This window comes from Acetobacter lambici, assembly GCF_011516885.1.
In the GTDB taxonomy this organism is placed as follows: Bacteria; Pseudomonadota; Alphaproteobacteria; order Acetobacterales; family Acetobacteraceae; genus Acetobacter; species Acetobacter lambici.
Genome location: NZ_WOTD01000051.1, coordinates 1 through 12,085, shown reverse-complemented (window position 1 = coordinate 12,085; position 12,085 = coordinate 1). Strand labels below are relative to the sequence as shown.

General features: G+C 58.4%; 12 protein-coding genes. 9 read left to right on the top strand and 3 right to left on the bottom strand.

What is annotated here, in order from left to right:
• Window positions 1-130: 130 nt before the first annotated feature.
• From GOB86_RS13375 to GOB86_RS16650, 9 genes are all read left to right on the top strand, one after another.
• Complete coding sequence (locus GOB86_RS13375) at window positions 131-1,243, top strand: acyl-CoA dehydrogenase family protein (RefSeq protein WP_165993054.1); 1,113 nt, start codon at window positions 131-133, stop codon at window positions 1,241-1,243.
• Complete coding sequence (rd, locus tag GOB86_RS13370; RefSeq protein ID WP_165993052.1) at window positions 1,240-2,592, top strand: rubredoxin; 1,353 nt, start codon at window positions 1,240-1,242, stop codon at window positions 2,590-2,592. Before GOB86_RS13375 ends, rd begins: the two co-directional genes overlap by 4 nt.
• A 4-nt stretch (window positions 2,593-2,596) precedes the next feature.
• Complete coding sequence (locus GOB86_RS13365) at window positions 2,597-3,949, top strand: CmpA/NrtA family ABC transporter substrate-binding protein (RefSeq protein ID WP_242012683.1); 1,353 nt, start codon at window positions 2,597-2,599, stop codon at window positions 3,947-3,949.
• A gap of 5 nt (window positions 3,950-3,954) precedes the next feature.
• Window positions 3,955-4,815 (top strand): nitrate ABC transporter permease, encoded by an 861-nt coding sequence (gene ntrB / locus GOB86_RS13360; protein ID WP_087636571.1) that lies wholly within the window; start codon window positions 3,955-3,957, stop codon window positions 4,813-4,815.
• Window positions 4,805-5,647, top strand: a complete 843-nt coding sequence (locus GOB86_RS13355; RefSeq protein ID WP_165993050.1) for an ABC transporter ATP-binding protein — start codon at window positions 4,805-4,807, stop codon at window positions 5,645-5,647. The genes ntrB and GOB86_RS13355 overlap by 11 nt, the downstream gene beginning before the upstream one ends.
• A gap of 17 nt (window positions 5,648-5,664) precedes the next feature.
• The gene (gene cynS, locus GOB86_RS13350) at window positions 5,665-6,120 is read left to right on the top strand and encodes a cyanase (RefSeq protein ID WP_064776502.1); all 456 of its coding nucleotides are present in this window, start codon (window positions 5,665-5,667) and stop codon (window positions 6,118-6,120) included.
• A 122-nt stretch (window positions 6,121-6,242) separates the two neighbouring features.
• Window positions 6,243-7,946 (top strand): alginate export family protein, encoded by a 1,704-nt coding sequence (locus GOB86_RS13345; protein WP_242012682.1) that lies wholly within the window; start codon window positions 6,243-6,245, stop codon window positions 7,944-7,946.
• 101 nt (window positions 7,947-8,047) lie between these two features.
• Window positions 8,048-9,505, top strand: a complete 1,458-nt coding sequence (locus tag GOB86_RS13340) for a sigma 54-interacting transcriptional regulator (protein ID WP_198912045.1) — start codon at window positions 8,048-8,050, stop codon at window positions 9,503-9,505.
• Window positions 9,427-9,624, top strand: a complete 198-nt coding sequence (locus GOB86_RS16650) for a helix-turn-helix domain-containing protein (protein ID WP_366125167.1) — start codon at window positions 9,427-9,429, stop codon at window positions 9,622-9,624. Before GOB86_RS13340 ends, GOB86_RS16650 begins: the two co-directional genes overlap by 79 nt.
• Window positions 9,625-9,935: 311 nt before the next feature.
• On the opposite strand, the gene GOB86_RS13335 is transcribed toward GOB86_RS16650, so the two are convergent.
• Genes GOB86_RS13335 through GOB86_RS13325 form a run of 3 tightly spaced genes read right to left on the bottom strand, consistent with a single transcriptional unit; the run spans window position 9,936 to window position 11,833 of the window.
• The gene (locus GOB86_RS13335) at window positions 9,936-10,844 is read right to left on the bottom strand and encodes an NAD-dependent epimerase/dehydratase family protein (protein ID WP_165993048.1); all 909 of its coding nucleotides are present in this window, start codon (window positions 10,842-10,844) and stop codon (window positions 9,936-9,938) included.
• Between the two features lie 21 nt (window positions 10,845-10,865).
• A complete protein-coding gene (locus tag GOB86_RS13330) occupies window positions 10,866-11,255 on the bottom strand; it encodes a cupin domain-containing protein (RefSeq protein WP_165993046.1) in 390 nt (129 codons plus the stop codon).
• 35 nt (window positions 11,256-11,290) lie between these two features.
• On the bottom strand, window positions 11,291-11,833 hold the full coding sequence (locus GOB86_RS13325; RefSeq protein WP_165993044.1) for an RrF2 family transcriptional regulator: 543 nt from the start codon (window positions 11,831-11,833) through the stop codon (window positions 11,291-11,293).
• Between the last annotated feature and the right edge of the window lie 252 nt (window positions 11,834-12,085).

Below are 12,085 nucleotides of genomic sequence, written 5' to 3'. Positions count from 1 at the left end.
TCGATATCGCCTGCCATGCCTGGAACCAGCTCGTCGATCAACCATGGCGCATCATGTCAATCGGACTGCGCAAGTGGGCTCATGGGTTATAGCAATCAACGGTTGGTATTACGGACACATGCTCAGCAATATGGCCGTTTCATCGCGCCTTACGGACGATAAGACCCTTCTTGCAAGGGTGGACGACATAGCTCGTGGCCCGCTGGCAAAAATTGTCGTGGATATCGACCAGAAAGGCTACTACCCGCTTGAAATCATGCGGTTGCTGGGGGAAAGCGGCGCCTTGGGCGCCCACCTACAAACCCGTGGTGTCGATTTCGGCTTGGCCCTGCGCGCGATGGCCACTGTCAGCCGGGAATGTGGCGCCACCGGTTTTCTAGTGTGGTGCCACATGGTCTGCGGCCTGTATCTTCAGGCGGCACCGGATGCGAGCTTGAGCAAAGACCTTCTGGCTCGCCACGCCACGGGCCAGACCTTTGGCGGCACAGCACTTTCAAACCCCATGAAGGCTCTGGCCGGCATAGAACGCATGGCCCTGACGGCAGTAGAAGCCGATGGAGGTTTTCTAGTCAGTGGCAACCTGCCCTGGGTCAGTCATATTGCCGAAGGCCAATACTGTGGCGCGATGGCCCGCAAGGACGGCCAGCCGGGGCAGGAAGTCCTGTTTCTCCTGCGTTTTGAAGACGCATCGGTCCTACACCGATGCCCGCATTTTTCGGGCATGGAGGGTACGAGCACCTGGGGCATACGGCTGGATAATCACTTCGTGCCCACAAGTGATGTCATCGCTTTTCCCGCCCAGGAGCTTGTCACTACAATCAAGGCCCCGTTCATTCTGCTCCAGGGCGGCATGGCGGCGGGCATCGTCCAGGGCTGCATTGACTCCATGCGGGAGGCCGAACCGCAGCTCGGCCACGTCAACCGCTTTCTGGAAGACCGCCCCGACACAATGCAGCAGGAACTGGATGCGTTTGTGCAACGCGCGCTCCACCTTGCACAAACGCCGCACAGAACAGACAAAGACTACCTTCTGGATGTTCTGGACCTGCGCGTTCTGGGGTCGGAACTGGCGTTACGGGCATCGCAGTCCGCACTGCTGCACCAGGGAGCCAGAGGCTACCTGAGTGCCGCAGCCCCCCAACGCCGGGTGCGCGAGGCGCAGTTCGTGGCCATTGTCACGCCTGCCATCAAGCACCTGCGGCTGGAGATCGCCCGGCTGATGACAGAGGAGCTCCCGGCATGACCTTCCCCCTGCCTGAAGCTGCCAGTTCGTTCCAGAAATACATCTGTATCGTCTGCGGCTGGATTTATGACGAGGAACTGGGGGACCCGGATTCCGGTCTCCCCCCCGGCACGCGTTTTGACGATATTCCCGATGACTGGTCCTGCCCCCTTTGCGGCGTGGCCAAGGCGGATTTCGAACCTTACACCCCGGCCTCCCGCCCTGCGGTGCCTGCGGCGTTGGTTACGCAAGGCACACGCTCCTCGTCCATGGTCTGGGACACCGTGATCGTGGGTGCGGGCAGTGCCGGGTGGAGCATGGCCGAAAGGCTGCGTACGTTGGCACCCACGGCAAATATCGCCATAGTGAGCGCGTGCGAGGGAGACATATACCCCAAGCCCCTGCTTTCGGTTGCATTGTCGCGCGACCTGACGGATGAGCATATCCGCAGCAAAAAGGGCGAAGCCGCAGCGCGTGAACTGGGGATCAGTCTGTTTGCGCAGACATATGTGTCAGGCATAGACCCCACGGCAAAACGACTGCGCACCACGCAAGGCACGCTGCGCTACAAATCCCTTGTTCTGGCGTATGGCGCACGCCCCGCACTGTTGCCGGGGCTGCCCTCCAGCCTTGTCTGGCGGATCAATAACCTGCGCGCGTGGCAGCAGCTCCGCCAGCGGATCGGACAGGATAAAAAACGGATTACGGTGGTTGGCGCAGGGCTTGTCGGCTGCGAACTGGCCGAAGACGCGGCCCATGCCGGGCATGAGGTGACACTGCTCTACCGCGATGATTTTCCGCTACAGACCCTGCTGCCCGAAGCCGCCGCGCGCATAACTGCCGAACACCTGCGCCAGACCGGCATTACGCTGCTTGCCAATGCCACGGTACGCGGAGTGCAACGACAGGACAGCGGGATCGGGCTCGACATCGCAGCCCCCGTCGGGCCGGGTGGTATACAGGCTGATATTGTCATTGCCGCCATTGGGCTTGAAACCGACCTCAGGCTGCCCCGTGCTGCCGGGCTGAACACCGATTGCGGGATTGTGGTCAACCCTTCCACGCTGCAGACGTCCGGCCCGGACATTTACGCCATGGGGGACTGTATCAGCGTGGAGGGCGTGCCCTGCCGCTATATTGCCCCGCTTGCCGCGCAGGCGGACACCATCGCACACGAAATTCTTGGCCTGCCACATTCGGGATATCGGCATCAGCCCCCCAAAATCAGGCTCAAAAGCAAGGTTGCCGCATTCGAACTCTCGGGGCGTCCCTGTTCCGATTTGCCGTGGGAAACGGTGGAGAACGCTCAAGGCCGCCTTGTCATGCAACAACGTCGTGGCTCGACCATAACCGCCAGGCTGGAGGTTTGATTTCATGACGCTTTTTCCGTTCTCTCGCAGACCGTACGCATTCCGTGCCGCACCCTGCGACCATGGTCCGGCTCTGGCCTGTCAGTGCGGCAGCACGTATCCAGTCATTTTCACGACCGGGCATGAGAATGGACTGCCTACAGGGGCCATGTCTGCCCAGGCGAGTGTTCCTGCCATTAGCAGGCGGCATTTTCTCGGCGCGGCAACGGGTTCTGCAGCACTGGCAGGGCTAGCGGGCCTGTTTGCCCCCCATGCGGCAATGGCTGATACCGCGCCATCTGGCGTGGTGGAAAAACCGGACCTCAATATCGGGTTCGTGCCCATAAGCTGCTCTGCACCGCTGATCATGGCGACAGCCAAAGGTTTTTTCCAGAGCGAAGGGCTGAACGTTCAGCTTCGTAAAACGGCTGGCTGGGCATTGATCCGTGACAAGCTGCTTGACGGATCGCTGGATGCGTCCCACCTGCTGTCGCCCATGCCGCTGGCGCTGTCCCTGGGGCTTGGCGGCAATGCGGCCCAACCCATCCGCGTTGCGACCATGCAGAACATCAACGGCCAGGCCATTACGCTGGCTTTGAAACACTGGCACAAACGTGACCCGCGTGACTGGAAAGGCATGACATTTGCCATACCTTTCCAGTTTTCCATGCACAATCTGCTGTTGCGCAACTACCTTGCGCTGCACGGGCTCGACCCTGACAAGGATGTGTCGCTCCGCGTTACGGCCCCACCCGATATGGTCGCCAACCTCAAGGCCGGGAATATCGACGGGTTTCTGGGGCCGGAACCCTTCAACCAGCGCGCAGTCTACGAAGAGGCTGGCTTTCTGCACGTGCTCAGCGCGGATCTGTGGGACGGCCACCCGTGCTGCGCCTTTGGCACGACTGCCAGTTTTGCGGAAAAATACCCCAACACGTATCGCGCGCTGCAGCGCGCAATGATCCGTGCTGCATATTTCATGCAGGAGCCCTCCAACCGGCTGGAAGCCGCCCATATCATGGCGCAGGCAGCATATCTCAACCAGCCGGAGATCGTCATCGAGCAAAGCCTGACCGGGCATTATGCCGATGGCCTGGGCGTGGTCCGGGACAACCCCAGGCGCTCTGGCTTTTCCCCCTACCCGTATCCGTCCATGGCGGTGTGGATTCTCTCGCAGTTTTCGCGCTGGGGCTACCTGAAAGAGAACATTCCCCTGCAGGAGACGGCGCAGCGGATTTTCATGATCGACGAGGTCAGGAAACAGGCCGCGGCCCTCGCCCTGCCCGCGCCGGAAGACGGGCAGAACAACTGGCCCGTCCTGACGGTCATGGGGCAGCGTTTCGACGCCTTCCATCCCCCTTCTTACAGCAAAGGATAGCCGCAATGCTTTCTCAGGAAAACCGCCTGTCCTTTTTCCTGTCGTTCGCGAGCCTGCTGGGTGTTCTCCTGATATGGCAGTTCAGCACCCTGCCGCAGGCCTCCCGCTCGCCGTACGGCATTCCTGACGGCAACGCCGAATACCAGCGCCTGATGGGGCGCAGCGCCGTAGCCAGCACGGTCAGGAGCGACTTTCCCACCCCGGGCGCATTCGTGCGCAACGCAATCGAGGTGCTGCACGCGCCCTTTCACAACAATGGCCCGAATGACCGGGGCATAGGCTGGCAACTGGGCGCATCGCTCCTGAGGGTCATGATCGGGTATGGGCTTGCCACGCTGGTTGCCGTGCCACTGGGCTTTGTCTTCGGTCTGCAACCCGTTATCCAGAAAGCACTCAACCCTTTCGTGCAGATTCTGCGGCCCATTTCCCCCCTCGCGTGGATGCCCATCGCACTCTACACGATCCGCGATGCGGAACTCTGCGCCATTTTCGTCATCTTCATCTGCTCGCTCTGGCCGATACTGCTCAACACCGCATTCGGGGTAGCAAGCATTCGCCGCGAGTGGCTGAATGTTATCCGCACGCTGGAAGTCCGCTGGCCTCAGCGTATCTTTTTCGTATTACTGCCCGCAGCAGCCCCTACAATTCTGACCGGCATGCGTATCGGACTTGGTGTAGCGTGGCTGGCTATCGTGGCTGCCGAAATGCTCGTGGGGAGTTCGGGGATCGGTTATTTCGTGTGGAACCAATGGAATAATCTTTCCCTCTCCAACGTCATTCTTGCCGTATTGCTGATCGGACTGGCGGGCATGGCGCTGGACGCGGCACTGGCGTTCGTTCAACGTAGTGTGCGTTATGCAGAATAATCCCGCACTTTCCCCAACATTTGCCGAACCACATGATGCTGACGCACTTGTCCAAGTGTCGGGCATTGGCAAACGCTATCGCCCCGACGGCCCACCTGTGTTTTCCGGCGTGTCCTTCGACATCCGGCCCGGTGAGTTTGTCTGCCTTATCGGGCATTCAGGCTGCGGTAAAAGCTCGATCCTGAACATTCTGGCGGGCCTTGAACAGCCGAGCGAAGGCGGCATGATCATGGACGGGCGTGAAATTACCGGGCCAGGTCTTGACCGGGGCGTGGTGTTTCAGGGCCATGCGCTGCTGCCCTGGCTTACCGCCCTGCAGAACGTGACCTTTGCGGTGCGGGCCCGCCACAGGCACATGCCCCGCCATGAAATACGCGAAAAAGCCGAGCATTATCTGGCCATGGTTGGGCTTGAAGCGGCCATGCACAAGAAACCCGCAGAACTGTCAGGCGGCATGCGCCAGCGGGTCGGCATTGCGCGGGCGTTTTGCACGCAGCCGCGGGTACTGCTGATGGACGAACCCTTTGGCGCGCTGGACGCCCTGACACGTGGCATGATTCAGGAAGAACTTCTGAAAATCTGCGCACAGACACAGCAGACCGTCTTCATGATCACGCATGACGTGGATGAAGCGATTTTTCTGGCGGATCGCGTTCTGCTCATGAGCAACGGTCCTGACGCGCGACTGGCGGAGGATGCCTCCAACCCTCTGCCACGCAGCAGAACACGCGAAACCATGCACCATGAAGACGGGTTTTACACCTTTCGCAACCACCTGGTCGATTTTCTGGTCCGGCGCTCCGCCCTGGCCCAGAAAGCCGCAACCGCATGACACAAGGACACCACGACATGACAGTTTTCAAAAACCGCAATGACGTTACCGAAGCCATTGTCACGACACGGGTCGCCAAGGGGCTTTCATGGAAAAGTGTTGCTGACTACATCGGCCATAGCAAGGAATGGACGACCGCCGCGTGTCTGGGACAGATGACGTTCAATGCTGAAACGGCCGCCAAGGTCGTAGCACTGTTCGATCTGGATGCATCCGCCCTTGCATGGCTGCAAGTGCCCCCCAGCAAAGGCTCACTGAGCGGCAATGCGCCAGCCGACCCCCTGCTTTACCGCTGGTATGAAATTGTCAGCGTTTACGGCCCGACCATCAAGGAACTGATCCATGAGGAATTCGGGGACGGGATCATGAGCGCCATCGATTTTAACATGAACATCGAACGCGAGCCCAACCCGGCCGGTGACCGTGTTCGTGTAACCCTGTCTGGCAAGTTCCTGCCTTACAAAGCGTTCTGAAGTCCTGAAACAGAGGTTGCACTGACCCTGCAACCTCTTTCCCCCCGCCCATAAAATTAGAGACAGAGCCAGCACCGGCATGGCGTTTTTTGTTGCGATATTACAATGAAAAAGAACGGTTCATGCTTTCTTCCCACACAAGCCCACTAGGCCGACCGGCCGCCCTGTGCCTGCGAAACCGGTTCATGACGGTCACCCTGCTCAGCGTCGGCCTAGGCGGCACGGCTCTTGCCGAGACATTGCCCGAAACCACCCGGAAAACCCCACCCGCACCGGATACGGCGCGCCTTCATACGGTCAGTTCCAGCACGGCACGGCCCATTACAGGCCCGCACGCAGCGCTACCCGCCAAACCGCAGGCCGCACCCGCCCAGCCCAAATGGTACGGCGTGTTCGGTGGCGCCAACGGTGCGGCCTCGGGCTTTGGGACTGTCGGCCCCTACGGCCAGGCCCGATGGGCCGAGGACTGGAGCTTTCTGGCCGATGGCAACACGGCTGCCAAGCGGCATGACTGGTTCGACCGACTGAAATACATTCGCCTGAACGATAGCGGCTCCATATGGCTGACCCTGAGCGGCGAAGAACGCCTGCGGTATATTTTTGAAACCAACCCGGCCATGGGGCATGCGGGGGTCACCAACGCCAGCCGCGTCATGATCCGCAACCAGTATGGTGCGGACCTGCATCTGGGCCAGCATGTCCGTGTCTACGCCGAACTGATCAATGCCGAGGCCGGGGGGTCAAACACCTATGGCTACAATACCGGTCTGCAACGCGAACGCCTGGACCTTCAGCAAGGCTTTGTGGAAGTAAAAGGCCACCTTCTGAACGCGACCGTGGGGGCTATGGGCGGGCGGCAGCTTTTTCTGGACGCGCCCGTCGTCATGCAGTCTGCCAGAGATATTCCCAATGTGCAGCAGACCTGGGACGGTTTCCGCGGGTATGCCATGTGGAAACGCTTTCGGATCGACGTGTTTGATTTCTTTCAGACCAACAAGGCGCCGGTGGGTATTTTCTCCGATGGCACCAACTATTCCGGCCGACTTTATGGCGCCTATACCTCCACAGCGCTGCCCAAATTCTCCTTCCTGGGGCAGCCCAGCCAGCTTTACCTGGATGCTTTTTTCATGGGGTATCTCTACGGGGGTGCCACGGCGTCCATCGCCACGGCCAAAGTCGGCGGCCTTCAGGCTGGCAGCACACGGCGCGACGGGATTGGCGGCAGGCTATGGGGCAAGCTGGGGCCGATGACCGTCAGTCTCGACGGGATCTTTCAAGGCGGTTCCTTCCGCCCCGCCAATAACGGACAGGCCAGACCTGTCAGGGCTTTTGCCGTCAATGGCAGCGCTGTCTACACGTTTGCCGGTGTCAGGGGCGCACCTTCCATCGGTGTGCAGGCCGATATTTTTTCCGGCGGGAATTACAACAAGACAACTGGCGCTGTCGGCACATTCGGCACGCCGTATTTTCCGCTTCCTTACTACAACGACGTAACACTGACCCTGAACAGCCAGAACCTGGTTGGCGTAGGCCCACTGATTTCCTTCAGTCCCGCACCGAAAGTGGCAATGCGCCTGCATGCACCGTTCTTCTGGCGTGACAGCACACAAGATGCAATTTACGGCATTGGCCGTGTTTATACGCCCCGGGGCAACCTCCAGGGCGGGTATATCGGGGCGGAGCCGCAGTTTCAGGCCAGCTGGAATTTTGCACCGCACTGGACCTGGACCAGCGACGTGGCGGGCCTTGCGACATCGCATTCGGCGCAGGATGCCGGGCTGAAATCAAGCCTGATGTTCATGCAGACCATGAGCCTAGTTTTTTAAGTGGGCAAATACCCCATAACACGATAGCGTTGCTCCCGTAGGTGATCGCGCTTTATACTGAGTAAAGCGCCCTTTCCACCGGTTTTTTGAACAGGAGAACAATGGCCAGGCCCGACAGCGACGACAATTTTTCCGCCGAGTTCTGGCGGTCGCAGGAAATGCTGCTTCTGCGCAGTGTCATTACTCTGGTCGGCCGCAAACTGGACACGGGGTCCATCTGCCGCGAAATCGTGCATCTGCTGTCCGAACTGCTCGGTCTCAATCGCGCCCGTATTCTCTGGCGCGATCTTGACAGCCTGACCTATCGCATTCGGCACGCTTACGGCCTGACCGCGCAGGAAATTGCACGCGGCGTATACCTTGAAGGCGAAGGCATTACCGGCACCGCCCTGAAAAACAAGCATCTCATCATCATTCAAGATATCGACGAGGAACCGCTGTTTCTGGGTCGGGCGGTCAAGCGCGAACACCTGCCAGAAGGCAAGGTGGCCTTTATAGCCATGCCGATCCAGCTCCCCCGCAACGAGGTCGGGCTGATCGCATGCCACAGACTGCGACACAGAAGCCGGAACCTTTCCGACGACATAACGATGTTGCAGATTCTCTCAACTCTTATCGGGCAGCTTATGGCGCTGCATGAACGGGTCGAGGAAGAAAAACGCGTCCTGCATGAGCACAACGCCCTGCTTGAACAGGCTCTGGAAAAATCGTCCAGCCGCTACGGCATTATTGGCACATCCCGCCCATTGCTCAGGGTGCTGGCAGATCTTGAAGGTGTTGCCACGTCATCGTCCCCCGTCATGCTCGAAGGTCAGCCCGGGACCGGCAAGGAACTGTTCGCCCGTGCGCTGCATATGGCCAGCTCACGCAATGGCAGCCCGTTTGTTCGGATAAACTGCGCGGCAGTTCTTGAACGGTCCTTCGAGCAGGAATTTTTTGGCTACGAGCGCGGGGCGTTCCCCACCGCCCGCAGCAGGCATGTCGGGCAGATCGAACAGGCCGATGGCGGAACGCTGTTCCTGGATGAAGTCGGTGAACTTCCCCTTTCCGTGCAGGTCCTGCTTCTGCACATGCTGGAGCAGGGTACCATCACCCGGCTGGGAGCCGCCAACCCAAAAAAAGTCAATCTGCGCATTGTCAGCGCAACCAGCACGGATTTGAAAAAACTGATCGGGGCCGGGCGCTTCCGCTACGATCTTTTTTACAGGCTGAGCGTCATTCCCCTTCACCTGCCGACCCTGCAGGAACGCACGGAGGACATTCCCGTGCTGAGCAACCATTTTCTGAGCCAGTTCAACCAGAAATACGAACGCAACATTAGCCTGTCCGCTTCGGCCATGTCGCTGCTTGCCCGTCACAACTGGCCAGGAAATGTCAGGCAGCTTAGGAACGCCATTGAAACGGTGGTTTTGCTGGCGCAGAAAACGACCCTGACATCCAGCGATCTGCACGGTCTGCTCAAAGACCGGACTTTCAACCGATCAGCGGAGATCCATTCCACAGCCCTGCAAAACCGGCCTTACCTCTCGCCGCGTCTCACACGAAGGAGGAACTGGTAGCAGCTCTTAAGCGTAATAGTGGCAACAAAACCCGAACGGCGCGGCAACTAGGCATGACGGCTCGCCAGCTTTCCTATAGGCTGACGGTCCTTGGTATTCCAGGCGTTAATTTTTCCTGAAAAACGCCGCATCGAGCTATCCACGTCGCATCATGGTGCCAGGCTCCAAAGTCCGAAAATTGTGCCTGCAGCCGCTTGCCGAACGGTGTATGCTGGCTGGTAAACGTCAAGAACTTGAACGCTGTGAGCGGCCACTTTCGGTCATGCTACGCCAATAACAGACAGACAGTTCGCCCCCCTGATCGGCCTGTCTGCTCAATGATACAGGAGCAGACAGGCAGCAGTCGCCCTCATGTCGGTCATATAAGGGTGCAAAACTTTATCTCGTAAGCGGACGTCTTATGTCCGTTATGAAAAGAATAAGTCCGGATTTATTTTTTGAGCCATGAAGGCCGTTGTGGACTGAGACCCAGTACCCGAAGGGCTTTCTGATTACACGCGCCTGTCAGGCTGTTCTGGAAATAGACACTTTCCTCGCCTAAGAGTTGAAGAGCCTCTCGCTCATCGAGGTAGGGAGGAGCATCAGCTCCGACCCAGTTTGCGTATGCCGGTAGCCAGTCAGACATTTTCGTCGGTTGGTTATCTACGATATTGTAGATGCCGCTTGGCGCTGTGAGGGCCGCCACCGTTGCCTGTGCAGCATCCTCTACATGGATGAAGGAAAATGTGCTACTCCCCTTGCCGATCAGAGAAACGTCCCCCTTGAGAAGATGGCGACTGAATGCACCGTCGGACCAGTACCATGTCCCGGGACCGTAGAAGAACCCATAGCGCAGCCCGATACCTTCCATTTCCTGTGCGCTTGAAACCCTCTGTTCCAACGCGGCATACATACGGGCACTGTCACCGATCGTCCCTGGAGCATTGATCCTCAAGGGTGACGCTTCCGTTGCAAGCCCTTTTCCACCATCCAGATAAAACCCGGATAACTGCTGGACATAACGTTTTACTTGGAAAGTCTTGGCTGCCTCGAAAAGATTACCACCGCCATCCAGCCGCAGTCGGCGATCAGCAGGCAGGCGCTGTGGCAGGTCGAAAGGACTGGACGGCAGGGAAGTCAGCTGATCGATCACCACGTCCGGGCGGATCTGCTCAATGAGTTCGAAAATATTGGTCCGATTAAGTGCATCACCATTCACAGGATGAACACCGAGCCTTTCGATCGTTTTCAGACTCTCGGGACAATGGGCCAGCCCCCAGACCTCATGTCCGGAATCCCGCAGAATCCTGATCAGCGGACGGCCCAATGCACCGCTGGCTCCAGCCACTAGAACCTTCATGATAATTCGATATCCTTTTGATCACTTCGCGGGAAAGACAAACGGAGCGGCTTTATCTTTGACGAAAAACGCAAGGAAACGCGCTGGCTCTGTCTGACTGGCATTACGCCCAACGAGATGGACCTCGTCTGGCCCCTCAAAGAAGCTCTGTCCTTCTTTCAACGTTACGGGCGCGTCACCTTTGACCTGCATGGTGATGCTTCCCTTCAGGACATAGACAAAAACGGAAGCATTATGTCTGTGGATTGGATCCGAGCCTCTGGGTGCGTAATCGACCGTCAGCATGGCCCCTTCTTTGCCGGGAATACCCGAAAGATCATGGGCCAGCAGAGGCGTGACTTTGGTCTCAGCATGAAGAGACTGGGGCCAGAAACCTGCAGCCACAACAGCAAGAGCAACAAACTTGCGCATTTTCAATATTCCAATTGGTAAAAGCTTTGTGGTGGTCAGGATATGTTCAACCGTTTCCGTTGCCTGACTTTGCTGTTACGGCGGGTCTGGATACGCTCGTCGAACCACGACAGCGCCTCTCCGAGAAAGGGAGAAGGAGCCTTATCCCGCACGGAGCGTGCTAGATCGGCCAGGGAAACCTGCGCCAGTTCCCGACGCATGACCTGCTCAGCTCGCAGCATGACACCATGAATTTCGCAAACACCCTGCGTTGCCCACTCGGGCGGCCGCTGATCGAAGAGGGCGCAGCGACTGCGGATTTCCTGACAGTTGAAAAGGTCCTTTGGACCCTCAACTGCATCCACCACCGCCAGAACGCTGATCTCCTCAGCCGTTCTGCCCAGTTTGTACCCTCCTCTCAAGCCCTCCACCGCGGTGAGCAGGCCTGCCTTTTCAAGCTTGGGAAGCAGCTTGGCGATAAACGCCGCTGGAATTTCCTGCAGTTCTGCCAAATCGAGACTGCTGACAGGTTCGGGATTATCGACCAGCCAGAGCAGGCTGTGCAGGATATATTCGGTTCTTGCGCCATAAAGTGCCATACGCGGACCTTACAGGTCTGCGTTTTGAATCGCAAGACGCTGTACTGGTCATTCTGACCTTGCAGCCACCTCGAATGTAAATGCTGAAATGTCCCTTTCTGAAAGAAGCGGCGACTAAGCCGACATTCCGCTTCCCCCCCCTCACCCGACGAGTAGTCTTGTTCGTTCGCGCACCGCTTCCAGTTCTCTTTCGGAGACCCGACCTTTATGCTTTGCTCGTCTGGCGCGCCAATCAAGACTGCGAACCTGATC

Excerpts from the sequence above, each read along its gene's own strand:
- GOB86_RS13375 (WP_165993054.1), top strand. The coding sequence starts at position 131 with ATGGCCGTTTCATCGCGCCTTACGGACGATAAGACCCTTCTTGCAAGG.
- rd (WP_165993052.1), top strand. The coding sequence starts at position 1,240 with ATGACCTTCCCCCTGCCTGAAGCTGCCAGTTCGTTCCAGAAATACATC.
- GOB86_RS13365 (WP_242012683.1), top strand. The coding sequence starts at position 2,597 with ATGACGCTTTTTCCGTTCTCTCGCAGACCGTACGCATTCCGTGCCGCA.
- ntrB (WP_087636571.1), top strand. The coding sequence starts at position 3,955 with ATGCTTTCTCAGGAAAACCGCCTGTCCTTTTTCCTGTCGTTCGCGAGC.
- GOB86_RS13355 (WP_165993050.1), top strand. The coding sequence starts at position 4,805 with ATGCAGAATAATCCCGCACTTTCCCCAACATTTGCCGAACCACATGAT.
- cynS (WP_064776502.1), top strand. The coding sequence starts at position 5,665 with ATGACAGTTTTCAAAAACCGCAATGACGTTACCGAAGCCATTGTCACG.
- GOB86_RS13345 (WP_242012682.1), top strand. The coding sequence starts at position 6,243 with ATGCTTTCTTCCCACACAAGCCCACTAGGCCGACCGGCCGCCCTGTGC.
- GOB86_RS13340 (WP_198912045.1), top strand. The coding sequence starts at position 8,048 with ATGGCCAGGCCCGACAGCGACGACAATTTTTCCGCCGAGTTCTGGCGG.
- GOB86_RS13335 (WP_165993048.1), bottom strand. The coding sequence starts at position 10,844 with ATGAAGGTTCTAGTGGCTGGAGCCAGCGGTGCATTGGGCCGTCCGCTG.
- GOB86_RS13330 (WP_165993046.1), bottom strand. The coding sequence starts at position 11,255 with ATGCGCAAGTTTGTTGCTCTTGCTGTTGTGGCTGCAGGTTTCTGGCCC.
- GOB86_RS13325 (WP_165993044.1), bottom strand. The coding sequence starts at position 11,833 with ATGGCACTTTATGGCGCAAGAACCGAATATATCCTGCACAGCCTGCTC.